The organism is Alteromonas sp. W364 (genome assembly GCF_031846205.1).
GTDB classification, from domain to species: Bacteria; Pseudomonadota; Gammaproteobacteria; order Enterobacterales; family Alteromonadaceae; genus Glaciecola; species Glaciecola blandensis.
In genome coordinates this window covers 154,820-179,163 of record NZ_JAVRID010000002.1, presented here as the reverse complement: position 1 = coordinate 179,163, position 24,344 = coordinate 154,820, and the positions used below count along the sequence as shown (strand labels likewise).

Sequence of the window (24,344 nt, the reverse complement as noted above, 5' to 3'; positions counted from 1 at the left end):
TTAGCATCAAATTTGAAACAATAAAAAAGCCAGCTAATGCTGGCTTTTTAGATACTGGTAAGGTTTTGTATTATCTACTAAAAAGATAAGCAAAATACCAAATATATAGATCTCTGAATGTGATTCGGCCACTGTTATCAAGATCCGCTAAAGGATTGAATCGAGCGCTTCCCTCTCTTGCACCAAAGCTTCTCAAGATAGCGAAGTAATCTCTGAAGTTAATCTCTCCATCAGCATTAACATCACCGAAAGCTGGAGCATCAGCCTCCAATAGTAAGCTAACAATCACTGGATCGTGGTCAGAAGAACGGTATGGGCTTTCACTTAGGAATACGTCCGGCTTACTTGTACTTGAGAACGGAAGTTCAGAAGTATAATCAAAGCCCGCATACTCGTCAGCATTGATATGCCATTCAGTCACATCAACAATCGCATCAAAGGCTTGTTCATTGGCCAAAGCATAATCTAAAGAGCCTAACAGACCAGAGAAACGATAGCTGTAAGCCAACTCGCCTTCTAGTTCCCTCGCTACATCTTTATAGCCGGCATTCACTAATGTTTGAATCGGTTCTTCTTTTGCGTAAGCATTTAAGTCACCGATAATCATAACAGGTGTGTCCTGGAATTGTTCAGCCAACCAGATTTGCAATGCTTGCGCCGCTCTATCACGGGTCACATTACAATTTCCGGCTAAAGTACCGTTATCATTATCTTGGATACAGCGACCGCCGCTTCCTTTTGACTTTAAGTGGTTTACGTTCACAACAAATGGCTTGTCGCTCTCATTCAAAACGAAAGCTTGTGCGAATGAAGGACGATTCAAACTAGTATCAAACAAAGGAGCGCCTGACTCATCAACGATAGAATTATCGGAATTAAGTACTTTCAGTGCACCATCAGGACTAACCGTTTGAAGTTTATAGATAATACCAACTGTGATTGCATCAGTACCTTGAGCTTCCCCAGCATTGATAAACTCATAAACATCATCACCCAAATTAGCATTAATGTTATCTACTAGCTGAGCGATAGAGCTCAATTCATCAAAGCCGTCGTTTTCAATTTCCATCAAACCAACCACGTCAGCATCCATCGCGATGATCGCGTTAGTAATTTTCTGTAGTTGAAGTTGATACTGCTCTTCTGTTTCTGCACCACGAGCTGTTGGATAGCCGTCACCTAAGCCGTTACCATTAAACAAGTTAAGTACATTGAAGCTAGCAATTTTCAAGTTGCCGCTCTCTAGTTCAGGCGCTTCAGTTCTAAAACTGTTTTGCTCAAGCACAGGAGTTTGTAGAGGACGAATTCGATAGTTGCTAAATCCGAAATCAAGCACACCGACGATAGATAGAAATGAATCACCAATACGAATTGGGTTATTCGCATCGAAGCCACCCGCTGGAAGGTCAAATATTTCTGGAGTACCGTTTAGCAAATCATCTAAGATAATTTGGTTTAAATCATTTTCAGCGTCTAGAGCTGCAGCTTCAGCTGATTCCGTCGCGAATAAATGCGTTGGGCTGTAGCGAACTTTATCCGCCAATACTAGCTCACCGAAACGACCATAGTTTTGCAAATTATTCACAAACCATTCTTCAGAGCTTTCAATTACCATGCTCTCGACTGACTCTAAGTCGATTGTTAATGGTAACTCCAACACTACTGGTGTCGCGAAGTCACTGCTACAGAATGAAGAAATTGACTCTGCATTAAGTTGGGTTTTCCCAAATTGTTCGGCAACCGCACCTAACACACGAACGACATCACCTTCTTGAAGCTCTAAACCTTCGAAATCAGTCGAGACAAAGACACCTTCAGACGTTAACGGGTTACTATCATGGTCAGCATCTTCCTCTTGCATAAAGAAACCGCCAAGTTGACTTGAAGCGAGTGTTACAAGCCCCTCAACAACCACAGTCTGTCCAAGTAGAGGAGATGTGTCAGCATCGCCCTGCACTTCATGGATACGAGTCGCAGGATCAAAGCATAGGCCTAACATCGCTTCATCGACTGGATCGCCACCATCACCGCCGTCACCTGCATCACCATATAAACCTAGGTCGCTGGTATCGTTTATTGGGAAACCATCCCATTCAATTGCAGGATTGAAGACGTTAGTGCCATCAGCGTCACCAACAGTGACACTTGCTTTTCGTCTAATCGTCGCGTTTTGAGTAGAAGCTTCACCTTCACTCCAGACTTGGCGAACACCAATCTGCCCAATAACGTCAATGTTACCGCTCGCATCAGCAAGTGCAAAAGCATCATCACCATTAAAATTCACAACAGAGTTAATTGCATCGACAACAGGCATATCGGCATTATCGACAAAACCAGGGTTCGCAATAACATAAACATCATTCGCCGCTAATGTGCCACTCAATGGAGATTCTGCAGTGATTGAACTGCTGCCATTTGAATATAAGCGAATAGAATATGCGCTTAAATCAATTGCTGCGCCACTCAGGTTCACAATCTCAACCGCTTTGTTCAAGCTTGAACCTTCAATATATTCAGAGAAGAACACACCACCAGTTGCCGCCGTGTATGTGCCAATAGGGATCATAGCGTTTGTGTTACTACTCTCTCCGTCAAGCGCATTTCGGCCACTAAAAGTCCACTCACTTGGGTTAAAGGTCGTGCTAGGGCCTGTTTCACTGATACGATAAGCCCAGCCATCTAGGTATTCCCAGTTTTCGCCCGAGCCATCAACACCAACTACACCATATACATCGACGACAACGCCATCACAAACCAATAAAACGGCATCATCACCGTTAATACTCAACTCACCTGTTGTGTCATTTGGCGCGAAACCGAAAAAGGAAGTAAAGCCAGTAGATTCTGACGAGAAGTATAAGAAGTCTCCGCTTTGAGCTGAGTTGTCACCACCAATATCGATAGTGTAATCGCCACCCGTTGGCTGGTTGCCATTGGAAGCCGTTCTCACCGCACACACTGAAAGGTCTGGAATATCTTGAGTCACTAATATTTCGATACCCTTAGGAGTGCCGCCGCTGAGAGGACCATCAAAAATAGCGGTAATCAGCATTGGTGCGCTTTCTGAACCGCTGTCAGAGCCACCATCTGAACCGCTGTCAGAGCCACCATCTGAACCGCCGTCAGAGCCGCCATCTGAACCACCGTCAGAGCCGCCATCTGAACCACCGTCAGAGCCGCCACCAGTCACATCACCACAGGTTTCAGATGAGTAAAGCAAGTCAACCCACTGAGGATTATCGACAAATGGGTTTCTGTTGCCTTGATATTGATAAATGCGTTCGTTTCGATTTATTTCGAATTCACTGACTGGGTCATCATTGTGCCATTGGATCAAGGTGCATAATTTACCCAAAGTTGGCGAGCCTGTACTAGTAATCTGATCAACAAGCACGAGGTCAATATAAGTTCCACCGGCCTCGTAACGCGTATCCATGTAAAACATCATGCGCGCAACGTCACCTTTCACATTGGCATTGGGTTCGAAAGAATCACCATCTACAAAGTTGTCTGCAGTCGCGGCCAAAATTGACGCACGTATCGATGGATCCGTTTCAGATGTAATCTGAGAATCGCTTAATGGTGCGTCGCTTTCATCGTAGTCTAAGTTTCCGCGAGCAGCATTAATCGAAATATCAGTTGGACGAAGGTGATGAATATCTGTGTACGGTTCATCACTTGAGCTACTAAAGCCATGGCTTTTTGGCCAAGAGTGCTCACGGTTCCAGTTGTCACCATCACCTGATGCAGCGCCGCTGCCATTTGAAGCTTTCGGAATAGAACGACCTGAATACAAAAGAATCACGTTGTCACTATTATTTGGGTCTTCATCGGTCGCGGTTAGAGCAGTCCACACTTCACTGTAAGTCAGTCGTTGTATATCTGTAGATATAATCGAACTCAGGGCTGCTTTAATCTGGGCTGCGCTTGCTTCGGCATTCAGAAGTTGGTCAACTTCAGCATAATAAGCTTGCGCGTCAAAAGCACTCGGATCTTTAAACTGTGCTAGATCTGGACAGTTGGTACAGACTTGGCCACTTAAATCACCATTAGATGCATCTGAACCACCGTCAGACCCTCCATCTGAACCACCATCAGAACCGCCATCTGAACCACCATCAGATCCGCCGTCCGAGCCACCATCAGGTGTGTCCGTTGTAGTGTGAGAACCGATGTTAGAGAAGTCATCTTGCGAAAAAACCTCCCACTCAGCACTTGGGTCAAACGCGTTACTGCCGTCTGAGTCCCCAATCGTAATATTACTGCGGCGAACTAAAGTTTTGTTCGCAGTTGAGTATGTTACGCCATCCACAGTGACGGAATACGCTGATCCAGGGTCAACTTCAAACTGACCAATGGTATCCAACACTGTTTCGCTATCTGCGCCATTAGAAACGACCAATTCAATAAAATCGTCACCGTTGAATAAGCTTGCGCCAGTCAATAACTGCGCGTTCATTTTCAAGCCGTCATCAGCACTCGTAGTTGCTACAACATAGGTACTGAAGGGAGCTATTTCACCGGACAAACTGATCGTTGTTCCTGCGCTGCTACCACCATTGAAGTACACTTTTATTTGGTGTTGAGAGATATCAACCCCAGTGTCGCTATTATTATATATTTCTATTGCTTTGTTGTTCCCTGAGCCTTCAACGTATTCTGAGATGAATACGTTCGCCGAAGCCGTAAAACAATGTGCACCAAGCATTAGCGCTGATAACATTTTGATCTTCATTGTATATGTCCGTCTGTTAGGTATTTTTTCCTATACTAAGGTATGGGTAAATTACTACATTTGTGTGACAAATTGAATGAATTTATTGCGAGGGTGTTTTACAAAATGCGTAGGATTTTTAAAGTACTTGAATCTACTCAACTTCTGCGGCAAAAAAATAAAATACTGAACAAAAATGGTTATTCAGTTTTCCAGCTGCTCTCAAAGAACCTGTTTAATTAATAAACAGAAAAATAAAATTCAATAAAAAAGAGCGCAAGGTGCGCTCTTCATAAATTACGTGTCTGTTGTTCCGACGAAAAACTGAGCCTTCACCGGATTTACCATTATTAAGCTTCTGATTCAGCTAGAAAGGTTTCTTTAAACCAACGAGATACCATCGCTTTTTCATATTTCAATGGTCTATTTTTGAAGCGTGTTGATGTGCGGTTTAGAAAGCCTACATCTTTCAGCTTAACTTCTTCTGATTGCACTACTTTTCCGTCCGCATCTTTCAATTCAAAACTAAAGGTCATTCTAGGAATATCGATGTCACGCATTATTCTATATTCCTGAAAACCTGCAGAAGCTCTATGATGCATACCAATCAGGCCTGCTTGGGTGGCTGTTTGCACTTCTCCAGCCATATCAAGGTTGGTTACTTTAAGAGCCAAGTGATACCCCTCAGGAAGGTCTTCAGCGAGTTTGTCGAAATGAGATTCTAACTTCGCAAACACTCGCTCTCGGTATTTCGCTCTTGATACACTCGGATGGCGAACATCTCTGAAGTCTTCAGGGTTAACCCACTCTATAGTAACTGGACCTTTTGTCTCAGCTTCCTTATCAGCTTCTTGCTCTTTAATATCTTGAGATAGTACTGACACAGAAAAGATAAAAATCGATAATGTTAGACCAAATTTAACTGATTTCATTTATCACTCCTTCGCATAACTTGTTCAATAAATATACTACTACGACATCGTAGATCAAGTTCAGGTTCAATAATGACCTGAGATTTAGAAAAGTTTGCTGTCTTTGATGTGACCACATAGGCGGTTCAAATTCGCGCCGTAGATGAATGGATTCTTGTCATTATTTATACAATAACGTTCATTGAATTTGGTTAGCGACTCTTTGGAGTCGGTAATCAACACCACATAATCCGTTTGGTGTGGTTGTAAAGACATATTATTGTGAAAAAACCGTTCGCGTATCGTAGCTAATGACTGCTGTTCAGGAATTTCAGCGACGTTTTCTATCCAACCAAGCACCGTTTGTTGGATGTCAGACAGGAAATATTGAACAAAGGACGTCCTTAATACAATGATTAATATAATAATTTCAATCATGATGACAAATGTTCGCCACATATTAACTGTAGATCCTTAGACGCGTACTTAATTGTTGATAGTAAATTCCTAAGTACATAATAGATATTCATACGTTAAATACAATGATTTCCCACAATACGCTAGTATGTTTTCCTGAAGTATACCTAAATGGCTCAAATATAAGCTTACAAAATCTTTAAGAAAAGACTGTTCTTATTTGATCTGAATTAACATTTGCTTGCGTCTTCTTGATATACTGTCAGCCTAAAATTTATGTATCTTCTTCATTTCCCACGCGGAGTTCTTAATGAACGAAAAAATTGATATCAAAGACGTCACTCCGGTAAAAATTCATAAACCCTCAAATAGTGGTGACTCATCAGCATACCCAGCTCGTAGCAGGATCTATGTGAGAGCTGTCGAAGGCATGCTGGAGAATATTCGACGCTTCTTCGGTTTGATCTTTCTAGGCGTATTCGCGCTTATTCCTTGGCTTCAATACAACGGCAATCAAGCCGTATTGTTAGATATTGGAGAACAACGTTTCAATATTTTTGCAATGACACTTTGGCCGCAAGACCTGACTATTCTTGCGTATATTTTTATTGTCTCCGCATTTGCTCTATTTTTTATCACTACTTTTGCTGGGCGCGTGTGGTGTGGGTTTATGTGTCCACAAACAACTTGGACCTTTATCTACATTTGGTTTGAAGAAAAAATCGAGGGTAGCCGAAATAAGAGAATGAAGTTGGACCAACGGAAAATGGACGCTGACAAATTCTTCCGTAAAACCTTGAAGCACTTCTCTTGGGTAAGCGTTGCCTTATTAACATCCATCACCTTCGTAGGCTACTTCACACCTATCGATAGCCTATTCGTTGACTTCTTCACTTTTGACGTCAGTTTCTGGGCTGGTTTCTCCGTCATCTTTTTCACTGTATGTACATATGGCAATGCTGGATACATGCGTGAAATTATGTGCACACACATGTGCCCATACGCACGTTTTCAATCAGCGATGTTTGATAAAGATACATTCACTGTTGCATACAACCCTGAACGAGGCGAGAAGCGCGGACCACGCTCACGTAAAGTGACACAAGAACAACTTCAAGAAAAAGGGCTTGGCGATTGTATTGACTGTAACCTCTGTGTTCAAGTCTGCCCAACAGGCATTGATATTCGAAATGGTTTGCAATACGAATGCATTAACTGCGGCGCTTGCGTAGATGCGTGCAACGGCGTTATGGATAAGATGGGTTATGATAAAGGCCTTATTAGCTTCACATCAGAACACCAACTGGCGGGCGGAACCACTAAGATAGTTAGGCCCAAGTTGATTGGTTATGCGGTTGTTCTGCTTGTTATGACGAGTTTGCTTGTGTTTGATATTTACTCTCGTGTCCCCTTAGAAATCGACATCATTAAAGACCGAAATTCATTATATCGTGAGACAAACCAAGGGCTTATAGAAAACGTTTATACACTGAAGTTGCTTAACAAATCACAACAGGACCGTACTTTTAAAGTCAGTATCAGTGGCTTGGAAAGTGGCAACTATGTTGGCGTATCCGAAGTGCAAGTGCGAGGAGGTGAGGTTTATACACTTCCGATCAGCGTCACCAGTGACCCCTATGCACTGACAGAAGAAATAACCGAATTTAAATTTCATGTACAGACACAAGATGAAAATGGTGAAATAATCAAAATAGAAGAAACTACTAAATTTATATTCACTGATGTCTGACTTTACCTTTGCAGGTCTGCATCCAGATTTAATTCTGGATGCCATTGAAACCTTGGGTGTGCGCGCCGAATCTGGGCTTTTAGCACTCAACAGCTACGAAAATAGAGTGTACCAATTCATAGGTGAAGACAAACAACGTTATGTTGTGAAGTTTTACCGGCCTCAACGTTGGACCAATACCCAGATCCAAGAGGAACACGACTTCTCAATCGAGTTACATGAGCAAGAAGTCCCCGTCGTTGCGCCTTTGCGCTTGTCTCATATCGACGCTCCGCAAACGGGACACACCCTTCATGAGCATGAAGGTTATCGATTCGCTCTATTTCCTTCTGTCGGTGGTCGACAGTTTGAAGTAGATAACCTCGACCAACTTGAATGGATGGGCAGGTTTATCGGCCGAATACATCGAGTTGCTCAATCGTCGTCATTCGAGACTAGACCCGCAATGGATGTCCAGACTTACTTGGACACACCTAAAACCGTATTAGAAAATGGTAGTTTGCTTCCTCACCACCTGCAAACAGCGTTTCATACTATTTTAGATATGGTCATTAAAGAAACCAAAACTCGATTTACTGGCTCATACAAAAACATCAGACTACATGGCGACTTGCATCCGGGTAATATCCTCTGGCGTGATGGGCCTACCTTTGTCGATCTGGATGATTGTCGCATGGGCCCCGCGGTTCAGGACTTATGGATGATGCTTTCCGGTGATAGACAACAGCAATTCATACAGTTGGACACACTCGTTGAAGCTTATGAAGAATTTCAGCCCTTCGATGTTAAAGAGCTAAAGTTAATCGAACCTTTACGCGCTATGCGTATGGTCCATTACATGGCATGGCTTAGCCTACGATGGGAAGACCCCGCGTTTCCTCAGGCATTCCCTTGGTTCGCTGAGGATAAATATTGGGAAAATCAAATTTTAGCCTTGAAAGAGCAATATTCGGCGTTGCACGAAGAGCCTATCAAATTGTAAGCGTCGGTAATCTCTGCGAACTCGCTATATGTCATAGCTAAAAATATCGGAATAACGCTACACAAATGCTTGAATCCATTTATAATTCGCCACGTTCAAGGTGCTCATAGCTGAATTTTCAAACTATGAGTTAAACGGGAAGCTGGTGAGAATCTAGCGCTGCCCCCGCAACGGTAAACACAGGAAGAGTCCACTTTTCCACTTTTCATTCATCGTGAATAACGACGTCAACCACTGTGCCTCTTTTTGCATGGGAAGGTTTTGAAATGATTGTGTGAGCCCGGATACCGGCCTTGATAAGCGAGGTTTCGACCTTTCCTATTTGACATGCTCGGGTGGAGCATTCACAGAGTCCATATTTAAAATGAAAATAAAACTATCTTTTTTAGCAGCTTTCATCGCTGCGAGTCCTACTGTTTATTCACAATCTAACAATGATCTTGAAACCATTAGTGTGCTTGGTTCACGAGCAGCAATCGACAAACGTACTTTAGCCGGCTCGGTGTCCTTCTTAGACGAAGACACAATCAAAGCATCCGGAGCGAGCACTGTTGTGGAGCTTTTGCGCACATTTGCAAGCGTCAATGTGAGTCAGTCAGGGCCGACTGGAACGCTAAGCGAATTGCGTTTCCGCGGGAGTGAGAGTAATCATATTTTAGTCCTCATTGACGGTGTGGAAGTTAACGACATAGGGCAAGGTGGCCTTGTTGACTTCGCGCATATTGTTGTTGCAGACATAGAACATATTGAGCTACTAAGAGGCCCGCAAAGCGCCTTATGGGGAACAAGCGCTGTATCCGGCGTCATAAGCATTACGACTAAGCGAGCAAGTGAACCGCAACAACTTTCAGGCAATATAGCGTTGGGTACTCAAGCAACTAAGGAACTCGGTTTATCCTACAGTTTAAAAAGCGACAAACTCAGTTTTGCGATTAACCTCAATCACCTGAGTACAGATGGCGATAACATCTCTCGAAATGGAGGTGAGGACGATGGCTACCGCAATTCGAGCCTAAGCGCTCAAGTGCAATATGATATTAACGATGCGCATCAACTGACTAGCAATGTACGAATAGTCGAGTTTACATCTTCGTTTGACGCAATTGACTTTGCCACTACAGGCTTGCCAACCGACGCTGATAACGTTAGCGAAGGCGAACAATTAAACTATCTATTGAGATGGTTATATGCGCCGAAAGCAAATAACTGGTCACAATCATTAAGCTACCAACTAAGTCGTAACGAAAGTGAAAACTATACTCAAGATATATTCTCAGGGAGTACCTTAGGTGAAACAGAACGTTTAACTTGGCTCCACTATTTCGATTTATCCATGGGTGCAGGTTACAAGCAAAACTTCTTGAACATAGGCGTTGATGCCGTCGAAGAGGACTTTCAACAGGCAGGCCCTATTAGCTTTGGTGATCCTAACCAGTCACAATCGAACACCACAATCTCCGCGCTGGCAGATGGCCAAGTTAGCTTAGGCGAATCATTGTATTTAAGTGCTAGTTTACGTAGAGATAATAGTGATGAATTTGAGGATGCCAGCAGCTTCCGATTAGGTCTGAGTTGGCAAGTAATGCCAAATTTAAAGGTATTTCTGAGTCGTGGCAAAGCAATCAAGAATCCAAGTTTCACCGAAAGGTTTGGCTTTTTCCCGGGCACTTTTCAGGGAAATCCCAATTTGACGCCTGAATCCAGCTTCTCTAACGAAGTTGGGCTAGAATATGCCCCAACAGATCAAATTGACATACAGTTAACTCACTTCAATACTGAGTTGGAAGATGAAATTAATGGCTTCGTATTTGATCCTACAAGCGGCGCCTTTACTGCTAACAACCTAGAAGAAACGAGTACTCGTAAAGGCTTTGAGTTGTCACTGAAAGGATATTTGGATCATCTTGCCTGGTCCGCAAGCTATGCGTATTTAGAAGCGAAAGCACCAACTGAAATAGAGCTAAGGCGTGCGCGACACACAGGCTCAGTAACTTTGAACTATACCATTAACGATCAAAACAATGTGTATGTTCAAGGTGATTACACAGGGTCAAAGTTGGATCGCTTCTTTCCTCCTTTTCCTGCTTCTCCTGAACTTGTTGAATTAGGTGCATATTGGTTGCTAAGTGCAAATTATGGCTACAAGATAAACGATAGCTTGACGCTTAACTTACGCGCAGAAAACCTGCTGAATGAAGATTATGAAGATGTTTTTGGATTTGTTGGGCAAAAAAGGCGTATTACGCTAAACCTGCGATACCAATTGAACTAAACGGATAAGTAAGGCTCAAATGTTTCTAAACCAAGCGTTGTAAAGCTGAACAACAAATGAATAAGGCCGCCATTACTGAAGTAGGCGGCCTTTTGTTTTGAAATATTTTTTCGCTTTATGGTATTCTGCAAACAGAAAAATTAATACACGCGTTACTGCGCTGTGAACAAGGAATAAAACACAATGAAGAAGCTTTTTTCAATAATTTTGCTAACCGTACTGTCACTTAATATTAGTGCTCAAGAGCAATGGCAAGAAGGTAAACATTATACTGTCATTAGTGACAAGGCGACGGCCAAGCCAGAAGTGAAGGAATTTTTCTCTTTTTGGTGCCCTGCTTGTTATCGATTTGAGCCTTTGGTTAAGAATATCAAAGCTGGCTTAGGTGAAGATGTTAAATTTACAAAAGTGCATGTTAATTTTATGCCAATGGCTGGACCTGATGTTCAGGAAAATGCGACGACTGCAATGGTGATAGCACGTGCTCTAAAAAAAGAAACCGAACTTAATGGTGCAATTTTTAACTACATCCATCAACAACGTAGCACAATTAGCAGCTTAAAAGATCTCAGAAGCATCTTCGTTATTAACGGCGTAGATGGCGAAGAATTTGATAAATTAGCAAAAAGTTTCAGTGTGAAAAATCTAGTTAATAAAAACAACAAACAAATCGCTGAATACCGCGATTATGTTTCAGGCGTACCTAACTTTATAGTGAATGGTAAGTATCAAGCCACGTTCACTCGTGACATGACTGCCGACGACATTGTAAATCTGATTGTATGGTTAACAAAACAATCATAAACCGCACTATTTAACACAAGGGCCGCATTAGCGGCCTTTTTTATTCCCGCACCGAAAATTGGACACACCTCTTTCGGGGTTTTATCACCCACTACCTTTATTTTTGGACACACCTTTTTATCACTTTCATGAATTATTCCTATCAAGTTTCACCCCAAAGACATACCGAATATCCAAAATAGGTGTGTCCCATTTGGGCCGAAGTGTTTACGCTCGAGTAAAACTCTCTATAATCAAGAAAACATTTTATTTCAGGGAACCCCATGACTCAGTCGATTAAACTTATTACTTCACTTTTTATATGTATCTTTTTCATAAGTGCATGCAGTCAACCAGAGACCACAGCGACGACTAGTAGTACCAAAGAACAAAGTGCTGAAGTTAAAGCTGATACCAAGGAAAGCACTGATAGTATGCCTATGAGCCTTATTCCTTGGAAGGAAGGCGTACATTACAAGGTAATAAGTGATGAGGTAAGGGCAGAACCTGAAGTGGTCGAATACTTTTCATTTTGGTGCCCACACTGCTACAACTTTGAACCACTGGTAAACAATATCAATGACCGCCTAGACTCCAATACTGATTTCAAAAAAGTACACGTCAATTTTATGAGGTTCACTACTCCTGAAATCCAAGATTTTGCTACCTTAGGTATGGCTATTGGTAGACACTTAAATCAAGAAAAGATGGTAAATGCAGCCATCTTTCAACATATCCATGAAAAGAATCTTGAAATAAAGAGCCTAAACGATGTGAAGGCGATTCTTATTGCCTATGATGTGACGGAAGAAGACTTTGAAAGCGCTTTAAAGAGCGACGAAGTTAAAGAAATAATGCAAAACAACAACGCGTCAATCGACCAATACCGCGAAATACTGCAAAGTGTGCCTAACTTTATAGTCAATGGAAAATACCAAGCTACCTTCACTCGCGATATGACTGCGGATGACGTTGTCGAATTGATATACTGGCTAAGCAAACAAAACTAGTTAGTTGTGGTCTACTACTAGGACAACAGGTTAAATTCAATAATTAGAATGAAAAAAGGGACGACTATGTTTAAAAAATCAATTATAGCAGCGGCATGTTTACTCTCGTTTGCAGCGCTTCAAGGTTGTAATGATGCGCCATCAAGCGACGTTAAAGAAGAAGTCAAAGCAAGCCCTGAACCTGCTGCGGCAGTGGCAGAGCTGAAAGACCGCGAACCTACAGTAGATCGTGGTCGCTTGTTTCACGCAATTAAAGTTCGAACAGACGAAGATAAAGCGAGAGATGACGCGCGCAATCCAATTCAAACTTTAGAGTTTTTTCGTGTAGGGCCAGGCATGGCTGTCGCGGAAGCTTTACCCGGTGGTGGTTGGTATTCAAAAATATTGACGACGTATTTGGGAGCCGAGGGCGAGCTTCATGGCATAAATTACAACGATGATATGTGGCCACGATTTGGTTTCTTTTCTGAAGAAGGGATCGCAAGAGCGATAGAAAGAACCAGTGCTTTTCCTAATATGATTGCTGATTTCTCTGACAATGGTATCGAAGCGAGTGGTTTTACATTTAACTCTGCGCCAGAAGCGCTTGCTGGCACTCTAGATAGAGTATTGTTTATTCGTGCTTTACATAACTTAAATCGCTTTGAAGAAGAAGCGGGTACGTTAACAGAAGCCTTGAAAACAACTCACACGCTATTAAAGGACTCTGGAATGGTTGGCGTAGTTCAGCATCAAGCCCCTGATAAAAGCTCGGATAAATGGGCTGATGGAAGTGCGGGATATTTGAAGAAGTCTGCAGTGATCGAAGCTTTCAAAGAAGCTGGATTTGTCTTAGTGTCTGAATCTGATATCAATGCCAATCCTAGTGATTTGCCAACTGAATCCGAGGTCGTTTGGCGTTTGCCACCATCATACAACGGGACAGCTGATGACCCAGCATTAAAAGCAAAAGTCGATGCCATTGGCGAGTCAAATAGAATGACATTGTTATTTAAAAAGGCACCATAAACTATAATGAAAGCAGCAGCATGTCATATATTGGTCAAGTCTAAAGTTCAGGCTGAAAAAATCAAATCTGAACTAGACAGAGGAGCTAACTTTCAGCAACTAGCCAAAAAATATAGTATTTGTCCTAGCGCGAAGAAAGGTGGTGACTTAGGCGAGTTCAAGCGTGGTGACATGGTCAAAGCTTTCGATAATGTGGTATTTAAAAAAGAAGTGCTTAAAGTGCATGGGCCAATAAAAACACAGTTTGGTTTTCATTTAATCAAAACCTTGTATCGCAATTAAATCAACGTCATAAAAAAACGGGAGCACTTGCTCCCGTTTTCATATTCCTAAGTCGTCAATTAACCTAGTGTGTCTGACACCACCCGATACCTAGGATCTTCATTCACGTTAATTTCAACATAATCTCCGGCCTTTCTGAGCAAGACCCTGCACTCGGGACTGATATGACGAATATGGAGCTTCTTACCTTGTTCTTTATATTTGTCAGCAAGTCCGTCAAGCGCATCAATACCTGAAGAGTCCCAAATACGTGATTCTTGGAAGTCTATCACTACATCTTCAGGATCATTTTGTGGGTCAAAGATCTCTCTAAAGTGAGTCACTGAGCCAAAGAATAAAGGCCCTTCCAAGTCATACACTTTCCATCCATCATCATCGGTGTGCGTCTTTGCCATAATATGCGTCGCGTGCTTCCAAGCAAACACGAGTGCGGAAACGATAACACCAACGACAACAGCTATCGCCAAGTCAGCGATAACCGTAATACCTGTCACTAAGAACAGCACAAAGGCATCTTCTTTATTAACGCCTCGAATAATTCTAAACGACGCCCATTCAAATGTACCGATGACGACAACAAACATAACGCCAACCAATGCGGCCAGTGGTATCATCTCAATCAATGGTGCAGCAAACAGGATAAAACCAAGTAGAACTAAAGCTGCCGTGATACCAGATAAACGGCCTCGACCACCTGAGTTTATGTTGATCATGCTTTGACCAATCATGGCACAACCACCCATTCCACCAAAGAAACCGTTAACTGTATTTGCAACACCTTGGCCAACACATTCTTTATTGCCCTGACCGCGAGTGTCAGTCATTTCATCAATTAATGTCAGCGTTAATAGAGATTCAATTAGGCCTACGAGTGATAATATGATCGCTGTTGGAAGAATGATGTAGAAGGTTTCCATTGTAAAAGGAACAGACGGAATACTAAAGGAAGGTAACTCACCAGCCAATGTTACCGTCGCTTTTTGAGCTTCTGGCACCATATCTCGGACAAAATCGATAACCGTGCGAGCTTCTAAGTCAAACCCATGAACAAGCAAGGTAACACCAACAATCGCTACCAATGACGCGGGGATGGCAGTGGTCAACTTTGGCAATAAATAGATAACAGCCATCGTCAAAATTACCAAGCCGAGCATGATGTACAGCATCGTACCAGACATCCATTCTAGCTGGCCCAAGGGGCTCGTGACTTTGAACTGGCCTAATTGAGCTAAAAATATAACGATAGCTAGACCATTCACAAACCCTAGCATCACTGGATAGGGAACCAGGCGAATAAACTTACCGAGCCGGAATATACCCGCTAAGATCTGCAACAAGCCAGCCAATAGAACCGCGGCAAAGAGATATTGCACGCCATGTTCAGCAACTAAAGCGACCATCACAACAGCCATTGCACCAGTGGCTCCAGAAATCATACCTGGACGGCCACCAATAGCCGATGTTATTAGCCCCATCATAAAGGCTGCGTAAAGACCAACCATTGGCTCGACACCCGCAACAAAGGCAAACGCTACAGCTTCAGGGACCAAGGCAAGGGCTACAGTCACACCCGAAAGGATGTCGTTTTTCACGTTTCCTTTCGTGCCATTAATCAAATTAAACATAAATTACATTTCGAATATCTTAAAGTTGCGGCGAGTCTAGCAGAAATGCAAACAAAATTCCTTTAACAGATTGTTAATATCATTTACGAACGAATCTAGCTTTTACTGCCACCCAAACAGTTAGGAGAATCAGGAGCTACTGCAAACTTCTTTTCCCATTCAGCTTGTGTGTAAATGTGTTGTGCTAGCGCGTGGACTGGCCCTGCCAACTCTTCGGCTAATAACTTATTGATTGCGCGCTGTCGCTGTATGAGCCGTTGTCCATCAAAATCATCTGATACTAAGACAACCTTAAAGTGAGTTTCTGAATTCGCGGGGACATTGTGCATATGACTTTCATTCACGACTTCAAGATGCACAAGGGAAAACTGCGCTTTAATTTTATCAATGATCGATTGCTGTACTGTCATAAAAAGGTTCCTAAAATGTAATAAGTGAATGATAAACGTTTTGATGCAATACGACAAAATGTGAATGCGTTACTTTTGGTTGTTACTTTTGATTTGTCTAAAAGTTAAGTTTATCCGAGCTTGTTGTGATTTTTTTGTTTTAGCGATGCCGTGTAACCAATACTTTTGTGTTGACCCAGACATAACGAGTACCGAGCCGTGTGACAGGGGTAATCTATATTTTTCACCGCTTACACGGTGTTTAAAGTCAAAGTTGCGTGTTTCTCCAAGTGACACGGAGACAATAGTTGGGGATAAACCCAACTCCGGTTCGTTATCGGAATGCATCCCCATGCTGTCGCTACCATCGCGGTATAAATTCGCTAGCACCGAATTATAGGACACACCTGTTAGTGCCTCGCATTGTTCTTTCAACCTCAGTAATTGGTGTGTCCATTTAAGCGGTTTCATTGTCACTCCCGAATATTGGTAATCGGTCCCCTCATCCCCGTACCAAGCCTGTAAACGGGGTATTTTGGTCGTTTTACCAAATATTTTGATTTCTCCTTCTTGCCAATCAAGTTGTTGATGAAACTGGTCAAAGTAGTCGTCTGCTGTTGTTGAATCGAGCCAATTCTCTAAAAATTGTACCTTTGCATCTACCAAAGGTAGACTTTGTAATTGGTTTTGTGGAAACAGACTTTTTTGCATAATTCGGATTTCGTTTTTTGTGAGTTTGACTATCAACTTTAGGTAAGAGATGAATACGCACTTTAGCGCTTTTGAGCGCACTTTACATTTAGAACGTTATCCGGCCAAGCACCAGCATGTTAGTTTGCAGGCTTGGGACTCCGCAGACGAGTACATTATTGAGCATATTGAAAATTGCGATATTTTGGCTTCTCTTGATGGTGTAGACTGCAAATCGGACACACCTATTTTCATCCTAAACGATGAATTCGGTGCCTTAACCTGCTGGCTACAAGCATATTCACCAGTATTCATTTCAGACTCATGGATATCTCATAAAAGCCTCACTACAAACATGCTTATAAATGGCTATGAGCCAGAAAACGTGGTCTTTGCTGATGCATTACTGGACTTAGCCACCTTTGCAAAAGCTCCACCCGCGCTTGTAATCATCAAAATACCCAGGACCCTTGCATTGCTCGAATATCAACTTATTAATTTAAGTAAAGTGTTGAGTCCTGACACGAAAGTTATCGCAGCAGGGAAAGTCAAAGCCGTACAAAATTCGGTTTTACGCTTGTTTGAAAAATATATTGGGAAAACGACAACATCTCTTGCTAAAAAGAAAGCGCGATTAATATTTTCCCGTTTTGAAAAAAAGCCGAGCAATGACAGTCCTTATCCAACTACTGTGACTGATCCCTTGATTTCATTCGAATTACATAATCATGCGAATGTTTTTTGTCGTGAGCATCTCGATATTGGCGCTCGAATTCTATTGAAAAATCTTCCCGATGCGACAGACCAAAAAGTGATAGATCTTGGATGTGGTAACGGCGTTTTAGGTGTGTCCATTTTAAGTAAAAACCCAAGCGCACATGTCACATTTGTTGATGAATCATTCATGGCAGTTGAGTCTGCAAGACTCAATGTTATTGCGCACTTAGGCAGCGACGAGCGAGCTAGTTTTGTTGTCAGTAATTGTCTCGAGGAAGTATTGAAAGACGCTGAATCATCTTATGATTTAGTGCTTTGTAATCCTCCGTTTCATCAACAGAATGCAATTACAGATCATGTTGCTTATCAGATGTTCAAAGATTCAAAATCTGTTTTAAAACATGGCGGGGAATTACGGATTGTAGGCAATCGCCACTTGGATTACCCACAAAAACTAAAGAAACTTTTCGGTGGATATCAGGTCATTGATAGTAACAAGAAGTTTAGTATTTTATCTACTTACAAAGCGAGGTCTTAAATTGAAAAACATTCTCTTCATTCTTGTATTGATTGTTGTCAGCATCGACGGGGTTGCCGCAAAAGCGCAAAAACAACCAGGTGAAAACATCCAACCCGATAATTATTATCCCATGGTGAAATTCGAAACAAGCATGGGCGACATTGTTATCGAGCTCAACAGGAAACGAGCTCCCATTACTGTGAATAACTTCCTGAGCTATGTAAAACGTGGCGAATATAACAACACCATTTTCCACCGAATTATTCCAAACTATATTGTTCAGGGTGGTGGTTATGAGCCGGAATACAAAGAACGAAAAGCAAATCGCACGATTTATAATGAGTCGGGAAATGGCCTGAAAAATGACCTTCATACAATTGCCATGGCAAGAGAAGATGATCCACATACAGCCAAAAGGCAGTTTTTCTTCAACATGAAAGATAACGATAACCTAAACCCTGGCAAGACTTGGGGATATACCGTTTTCGGAAGTGTTACCGAAGGCTATGAAGTACTCGACAAAATCGCAGAAGTCGAAACTGAGTACAAAGCACTAATAAGATTCCAAGACGCCCCTGTAGAAGATGTCATACTTATAAAGGCAACAGTGCTTCCTTCAGCTTTTTAACTCTGTTATTTCTCATAGAATGGTAGTGTCCAAAAATTGCTCAAATACATTATTCGTTAATTGAATATGTAAATTGGCATTACCAATCTATACTAAATATTCAATTTGGTAAAAGAGGCAAACATGAAAGCATCTGACTTAATGGTAAAAGCGCTAGAAGCTGAAGGCGTCGAATATATTTTTGGGATTCCAGGGGAAGAGAACTTAGATTTATTGGAATCTCTCAGAAGTTCATCAATCAAACTGATCCTCACTCGCCATGAGCAAGGCGCTGGCTTTATGGCCGCAACCTACGGCAGACTAACTGGAAAAGTAGGTGTCTGTTTATCGACCTTAGGTCCAGGCGCCACGAATCTAGTTACTCCTGCTGCATACGCCCAACTTGGCGCCATGCCAATGCTTATGATTACCGGACAAAAACCGATTAAAACTAGCAAACAAGGACGGTTTCAAGTCATTGATGTTGTAGACATGATGCGCCCGATTACCAAGTACACAACACAAGTTGTGAGTGGTGATCGTATACCATCTGTTGTGCGGGAGGCCTTTAGACTCGCCTCTGAAGAGCGACCAGGCGCTACACATATAGAGCTCCCAGAGGATATTGCTGATGAAGAAACCAATACTCCTGTCCTCAAACCGAGTATCGCACGTCGCCCTATAGCAGAATATAAGGCAATCAATGCAGCCGTCGATATGATTGAGAAAGCCAAATCTCCTGTGCTGTTGATTGGAGCAGGTGCAAACCGTAAGTTAACAGCAAAAATGCTGAAAGAGTTTGTAGATAAAACTGGCATTCCTTATATCACAACGCAAATGGGTAAGGGCGTCTTGGATGAGAGTGGCAAACTGTTTATGGGCAACACTGCTTTATCTTCTGGCGATTTTGTTCACCGCGTTATTGATAGAGCAGACCTAATTATTAATGTTGGCCATGATGTGGTTGAAAAGCCGCCTTTCTTTATGGAAGACGATAACCAGAAGGTCATTCATATTAATTTCGACTCAGCAGCTGTCGACCCAGTCTATTTCCCTCAACTTGAAGTAATTGGTGATATTGCAAATAGTATTTGGCAGATAAATGAGAAAATACAAGCGCAAGAAAGCTGGAAGCTGGGTTTCTACCAAGATGTTCATGATGCTTACGTAGAACATAGAACGGCTTCAGAAGATGATGACAGATTTCCAATTTTACCTGAACGGTTTGTGCGAGAAGTACGCAAAGCGATGCCTAAAAACGGGATTGTTACTTTAGATAATGGCGTTTACAAAATTTGGTTTGCCCGAAATTATCCGGCCTTCCTTCCTAACACTCTATTACTTGATAACGCACTCGCGACGATGGGGGCTGGCCTACCATCTGCGATGGCAGCTAAACTTGTTCACCCGGATAGAGCAGTCGTAACCGTTTGTGGTGACGGCGGCTTTATGATGAACAGTCAAGAGTTAGAAACCGCGGTGAGGCTCAACCTACATATTGTTGTGATCATTCTTAGAGATGACGCCTACGGTATGATCAAATGGAAGCAAGCTAATATGGAGTTTGAAAACTATGGCTTAGACTATGGTAATCCTGACTTCGTAAAGTATGTCGAATCATATGGCGGTAAAGGTTGGCGAGTAGAAGCCACCGACCAACTGCTACCAACGTTAGAGAAGTGTTTAGCTGAGCCGAACGTCCATTTGATAGATGTTCCCGTCGACTATAGCCTCAATGACGAGACTTTGAACAAAACGATTAGAAAACTGAGTGCAGCACTTTAGTAGTATCGTTGATTTAAATCGGACACACCTTTTTAAGCTAAGGCGTTTGTGCAAGTTGAGCGTAAAGGGACACACCTATTTCGCTGCGAACTAAAGCTACTAATGACCACGAACGCCAGATAGCCGAGCAAACACCCAAATAGGTGTGTCCCTTTAGGAGGAGACAAAATGAATAAACTAGCTAAGCAGTACCCATATTACCTCGCAAACAAAGCGGTATTTGCGAACAAAGATCTTGATGTAACCAATAAATATACTGGTGAAGTAGCGACGCAAATAGCACTTGCCGATGCGAAAGTCATTGATAAAGCAATAGAAGCCGCTGAAGCCAGTCAACCTGCTCTAAATAAAATGCCAGCATACAAGCGACAACAGATCCTTGAGCATTGTGTGACACGGTTTAGGGAACGCTTTGATGAGTTAGCTTACGCCCTTTGCATTGAGGCTGGTAAGCCGATTAAAGACGCGCGTGGCGAGGTCACTCGATTAATAGATACCTTCAAAATAGCAGCTGAGGAATCAGTTAGGATTTCTGGCGAGGTCATGAATTTAGAAATTACTGAGCGGGCGAAAGGCTATCAAGGTCAATATAAAAAAGTGCCTATTGGCCCATGTTCATTTATTTCTCCATTCAACTTCCCACTTAATCTTGCTGCGCACAAAATAGCTCCCGCCATTGCGGCTGGGTGTTCATTCGTACTCAAACCAGCGAGCAGAACGCCGATAGGAGCACTCATCATTGGGGAAGTGTTAGCTGAGACAGATTTACCCGAAGGTGCTTTTTCAATTCTACCGTGCAGTCGTGATGGCGCAGATTTATTTACCACAGACGATAGATTCAAGCTTCTGAGCTTTACCGGTTCGCCAGATGTAGGTTGGCAACTCAAAGCAAAAGCAGGTAAAAAGCCAGTAATCCTTGAGCTAGGGGGAAATGCAGGGTGTATTGTCGACCATGATGCTGATATCGATGACGCAATCGAGCGTATTGTTTTTGGTGCCTACTATCAATCGGGGCAAAGTTGCATTAGTGTTCAACGTATTTTCATTCATGAATCAATTTATGCCGAGTTTAAATCGAAGTATCAAGATAAGGTTGCCAATTTAGTTCATGGCGATCCCTTAAATGAAGATACTTTCATCGGACCCATGATTTCTGAGTCAGAAGCAAAACGTTTGGAAGGCTGGATTAATAGCGCGATTGAAGATGGTGCCAAACTATTATGTGGTGGAAAAAGAGAGGGCTTGATGCTTCAAGCCACACTGCTAGAGGACGCTCCTATCGGTAGCGATGTAAATTCTGAAGAAGCGTTCGGACCAGTGTCAATTATTAGTTCATTTAACGATTTCGAGGAAGCTTTAGCATTAGTTAATAACAGTCAATTCGGCTTACAAGCAGGTATTTTCACCAGAGATATCTATAAAGCTCACAAAGCGTGGGACGAGTTGGATGTTGGCGGTGTCGTTATAGGCGATGTTCCAAGTTGGCGAGTTGATAATATGCCTTATGGCGGAGTTAAAGAATCGGGACTTGGTCGTGAGGGCATTAAATTTGCTATCGAGGATATGACTGAAATTCGTTTAATGGTAATAAGAACACCGCAGTAAAGTGAATAATGCATGTGAAAAGACCTTCGCTTATGAAGGTCTTTTTGACCTTCCATAAATTGGACACACCTATTTTATATACGACCGTAATTACGTCTTACAAGCATCATGTTCATTTCTATATCTAACATAAAGCATGATGCCACAGGGTAAATCGGCAAAGGCTTCCGGATTAGGTGCTAAACAAAAATGATTCTTCTGTAAAATTCGAATAGAAGCGCAATTATCTGGATCAACCGTCGCATAAAGTTTCGTCGACTCAATTTCCTTGAAAGCAACATTGGTAAATAAGGGAACCGATTCAGCAATCACTCCTTTTCCCCTAGCTGACTGCAATAGCGCATACCCCAAATCAATGGAATCTAAATAGTCTCGTTTTAACAAGCCTATTAACCCTAGACGCTCACCAGTTTGCTTATTACAAATAACCTTCATTCCTAGCCCATAACTGGAGTACATTGGCTTAACTTGATTTACGATAAAGCCTTCAGCATCAAGCAACGTTTGCACATTTCGGTCACCAATGAATCGTAGCCAATTCTCATCATTTAAGAGAGTAAGAAAAAAACCAGCATCATCAATCAATGCATCTCTATAAAGGTAACGCTCTGAGCTTAGTTTATTCATATTCTGAGAGCACACTATCAATAATTTCATAGCTATCTTTTGAAATATGACCTACTCTCGGGTACCTAGGCGCTGCCCTGTCATCAATTACACCGAAACTTGGCCAACCCGATGTACTCCGCATAAATGCTGTCGCTTCCATTTCACCTCCCACTTCAATACAGCCAGCGAGGCATGTATCTAAGTAACTCTGGTAGACAGGAAACTTTTTCGTTGGCGCTTCGATTAAGAGGCTTTCACAGATGTAAATATTGCTATTATTTATCTTTTGCCGGATTTCGGGACACACCTCTTTAGTGAACTGGACGCTGTCTGGCTGGATTTCAACAAACCGATAGTCTACTTCTCTCTTTAATAACATTTGATCTATCACTGAGGGTACAGCTTGGGCATTGATTACACTATTCTGGGCCTGAATTGCACCTACATATGTCTGCTGCTCTGCTACAGAGCGAGTGACCCACTCTCGTTTCCAACCATGAACTTTTACAGGCAAACAAAAAGAATTGATATTATTATAGGTTTCACGGCTAGACTGGTTCATCAAACTCCCATAGCCCAAAACGATAGTTTCGGGGCAAATCTCATCAAACCAATCGATTAGCTTATTCAAATGGGCCTCTCCGTTTTATTTACCGGTCTACCAAGCGTCAAAAGAAAAAGATTGTACTTCTCTGATGTGCTCGCTGTTTGCGGCTATCATAAGCAATCTGTCCAATCCAAGCGCAACGCCAGAACAAGACGGTAGTCCAGCCTCCATAGCCTGAAGAAACTTTTCGTCAAGTGGCTTTTGCTTTTTAGAGTTTATCTCCCTGAGTTTATTATCGCTGTTAAAGCGTTCACGCAATTCATCATGATCACCGAGCTCTTCAAAACCATTGGCTAATTCAACCCCCCGATAATACACCTCGAACCGCTCTGCAAAGATTGGATTATCTACATTCAATGCCGCCAAAGATGCCTGACTAGCTGGAAAATGTGTAACGACAACTGGACTATCTTTACCAATTAGCGGTTCAATAAGTTCGCAGAATAAGAGTTGGAGCATCAGATCTATATCAGAACTCTGGTTTTGGCTGTTGTTTAGTTTACTGACAATATCTTCGAAGCCATATTTTGAGCATGCAGCCTGCAACTCTAAACAGGACACACCTGTTATATCAATATTGAGATGCTTTTCAAATAAAGAGGCATAGGTAATCTGCTGATAACCTTCAACATTGAGAGTCAGTCGAAGCACTTCCATCACATCGTCAATCAGTTCTTGCATACAGAAATCAAGTCGATACCACTCTAACATTAAAAACTCAGGGCTGTGGTACCTGCCAACTTCATCATCACGAAAACACTTGGCAATCTGGAAAATACTTGGAAACCCAGCGCAAAGTAGCCGCTTCATATAATATTCTGGTGAAGTTTGCAGAAAAAGGTGTGTCCGTTTAACTGACAAGGGGTTTGTATGAATCGTCTCTAATGCATCTAAATGTAGATCTGTCACTGTCGACTTAGATAAAACAGGGGTGTCGACCTCTAACACTCCTTCCGACTCAAAGTAGCCTCGAATTTTTGCCAATATAGTATTTTTCAAAACTACGTTTTGAATAGTTGCACTAGGCTGCCAATTAGCTTGTTGCTGCATAATATTTATTC

At 42.2% G+C, this 24,344-nt stretch carries 20 protein-coding genes and 1 riboswitch; of the genes, 11 read left to right on the top strand and 9 right to left on the bottom strand.

Annotated elements, in window-relative coordinates; all coding sequences use genetic code 11:
* Positions 1-70: 70 nt before the first annotated feature.
* From RM556_RS03610 to RM556_RS03600, 3 genes are all read right to left on the bottom strand, one after another.
* Complete coding sequence (locus tag RM556_RS03610; protein WP_311373859.1) at positions 71-4,735, bottom strand: ExeM/NucH family extracellular endonuclease; 4,665 nt, start codon at positions 4,733-4,735, stop codon at positions 71-73.
* A gap of 329 nt (positions 4,736-5,064) precedes the next feature.
* A complete protein-coding gene (locus RM556_RS03605; protein WP_311361885.1) occupies positions 5,065-5,646 on the bottom strand; it encodes a DUF3016 domain-containing protein in 582 nt (193 codons plus the stop codon).
* 84 nt (positions 5,647-5,730) lie between these two features.
* Positions 5,731-6,084 (bottom strand): hypothetical protein, encoded by a 354-nt coding sequence (locus tag RM556_RS03600; RefSeq protein WP_311373858.1) that lies wholly within the window; start codon positions 6,082-6,084, stop codon positions 5,731-5,733.
* Between the two features lie 268 nt (positions 6,085-6,352).
* On the opposite strand from RM556_RS03600, the gene ccoG reads away from it, so the two are divergent.
* The 7 genes from ccoG (at position 6,353) to RM556_RS03565 (ending at position 14,129) form a co-directional block, all read left to right on the top strand.
* Positions 6,353-7,792, top strand: coding sequence for a cytochrome c oxidase accessory protein CcoG (gene ccoG, locus RM556_RS03595; RefSeq protein ID WP_311361883.1), 1,440 nt, complete (start codon positions 6,353-6,355; stop codon positions 7,790-7,792).
* Positions 7,785-8,774, top strand: a complete 990-nt coding sequence (locus RM556_RS03590; protein ID WP_311361882.1) for a serine/threonine protein kinase — start codon at positions 7,785-7,787, stop codon at positions 8,772-8,774. Before ccoG ends, RM556_RS03590 begins: the two co-directional genes overlap by 8 nt.
* A gap of 81 nt (positions 8,775-8,855) precedes the next feature.
* A riboswitch (cobalamin riboswitch) is annotated at positions 8,856-9,085 on the top strand.
* A gap of 53 nt (positions 9,086-9,138) precedes the next feature.
* Positions 9,139-11,046, top strand: a complete 1,908-nt coding sequence (locus tag RM556_RS03585) for a TonB-dependent receptor domain-containing protein (protein WP_311373857.1) — start codon at positions 9,139-9,141, stop codon at positions 11,044-11,046.
* 183 nt (positions 11,047-11,229) lie between these two features.
* The gene (locus RM556_RS03580; protein WP_311361880.1) at positions 11,230-11,850 is read left to right on the top strand and encodes a thiol:disulfide interchange protein DsbA/DsbL; all 621 of its coding nucleotides are present in this window, start codon (positions 11,230-11,232) and stop codon (positions 11,848-11,850) included.
* A gap of 263 nt (positions 11,851-12,113) precedes the next feature.
* Positions 12,114-12,839, top strand: coding sequence for a thiol:disulfide interchange protein DsbA/DsbL (locus RM556_RS03575; protein ID WP_311373856.1), 726 nt, complete (start codon positions 12,114-12,116; stop codon positions 12,837-12,839).
* Positions 12,840-12,905: 66 nt separating this feature from the next.
* Positions 12,906-13,847: a methyltransferase gene (locus tag RM556_RS03570; RefSeq protein ID WP_311373855.1), complete on the top strand. Its 942-nt coding sequence runs from the start codon at positions 12,906-12,908 to the stop codon at positions 13,845-13,847.
* A gap of 6 nt (positions 13,848-13,853) precedes the next feature.
* A complete protein-coding gene (locus RM556_RS03565; RefSeq protein ID WP_311361877.1) occupies positions 13,854-14,129 on the top strand; it encodes a peptidylprolyl isomerase in 276 nt (91 codons plus the stop codon).
* Between the two features lie 59 nt (positions 14,130-14,188).
* Here the strand turns inward: RM556_RS03565 and RM556_RS03560 are convergent, their stop codons facing one another.
* The 3 genes from RM556_RS03560 to RM556_RS03550 all read right to left on the bottom strand — a co-directional run bounded on the left by RM556_RS03560 (position 14,189) and on the right by RM556_RS03550 (position 16,854).
* On the bottom strand, positions 14,189-15,754 hold the full coding sequence (locus tag RM556_RS03560) for a SulP family inorganic anion transporter (RefSeq protein ID WP_311373854.1): 1,566 nt from the start codon (positions 15,752-15,754) through the stop codon (positions 14,189-14,191).
* A gap of 95 nt (positions 15,755-15,849) precedes the next feature.
* Positions 15,850-16,164, bottom strand: coding sequence for a BolA/IbaG family iron-sulfur metabolism protein (locus tag RM556_RS03555; protein ID WP_311361875.1), 315 nt, complete (start codon positions 16,162-16,164; stop codon positions 15,850-15,852).
* Between the two features lie 69 nt (positions 16,165-16,233).
* Positions 16,234-16,854, bottom strand: a complete 621-nt coding sequence (locus RM556_RS03550) for an alpha-ketoglutarate-dependent dioxygenase AlkB (protein WP_311373853.1) — start codon at positions 16,852-16,854, stop codon at positions 16,234-16,236.
* A 49-nt stretch (positions 16,855-16,903) separates the two neighbouring features.
* On the opposite strand from RM556_RS03550, the gene RM556_RS03545 reads away from it, so the two are divergent.
* The 4 genes from RM556_RS03545 to RM556_RS03530 all read left to right on the top strand — a co-directional run bounded on the left by RM556_RS03545 (position 16,904) and on the right by RM556_RS03530 (position 22,067).
* Positions 16,904-18,088 (top strand): methyltransferase, encoded by a 1,185-nt coding sequence (locus RM556_RS03545; protein WP_311361873.1) that lies wholly within the window; start codon positions 16,904-16,906, stop codon positions 18,086-18,088.
* A gap of 1 nt (position 18,089) precedes the next feature.
* On the top strand, positions 18,090-18,698 hold the full coding sequence (locus RM556_RS03540; protein ID WP_409220045.1) for a peptidylprolyl isomerase: 609 nt from the start codon (positions 18,090-18,092) through the stop codon (positions 18,696-18,698).
* A 123-nt stretch (positions 18,699-18,821) separates the two neighbouring features.
* The gene (locus RM556_RS03535) at positions 18,822-20,462 is read left to right on the top strand and encodes an acetolactate synthase large subunit (protein ID WP_311361872.1); all 1,641 of its coding nucleotides are present in this window, start codon (positions 18,822-18,824) and stop codon (positions 20,460-20,462) included.
* A gap of 168 nt (positions 20,463-20,630) precedes the next feature.
* Positions 20,631-22,067, top strand: coding sequence for an aldehyde dehydrogenase family protein (locus RM556_RS03530; protein ID WP_311361871.1), 1,437 nt, complete (start codon positions 20,631-20,633; stop codon positions 22,065-22,067).
* A 90-nt stretch (positions 22,068-22,157) separates the two neighbouring features.
* On the opposite strand, the gene RM556_RS03525 is transcribed toward RM556_RS03530, so the two are convergent.
* From RM556_RS03525 to epmA, 3 genes are read right to left on the bottom strand one after another with little or no spacing between them, the layout of a single operon-like run.
* Complete coding sequence (locus RM556_RS03525) at positions 22,158-22,694, bottom strand: GNAT family N-acetyltransferase (RefSeq protein ID WP_311361870.1); 537 nt, start codon at positions 22,692-22,694, stop codon at positions 22,158-22,160.
* Positions 22,687-23,307: a hypothetical protein gene (locus RM556_RS03520; RefSeq protein WP_311361869.1), complete on the bottom strand. Its 621-nt coding sequence runs from the start codon at positions 23,305-23,307 to the stop codon at positions 22,687-22,689. The genes RM556_RS03525 and RM556_RS03520 overlap by 8 nt, the downstream gene beginning before the upstream one ends.
* Positions 23,308-23,334: 27 nt before the next feature.
* The gene (gene epmA / locus RM556_RS03515) at positions 23,335-24,333 is read right to left on the bottom strand and encodes an elongation factor P--(R)-beta-lysine ligase (protein WP_311361868.1); all 999 of its coding nucleotides are present in this window, start codon (positions 24,331-24,333) and stop codon (positions 23,335-23,337) included.
* Positions 24,334-24,344: the final 11 nt, after the last annotated feature.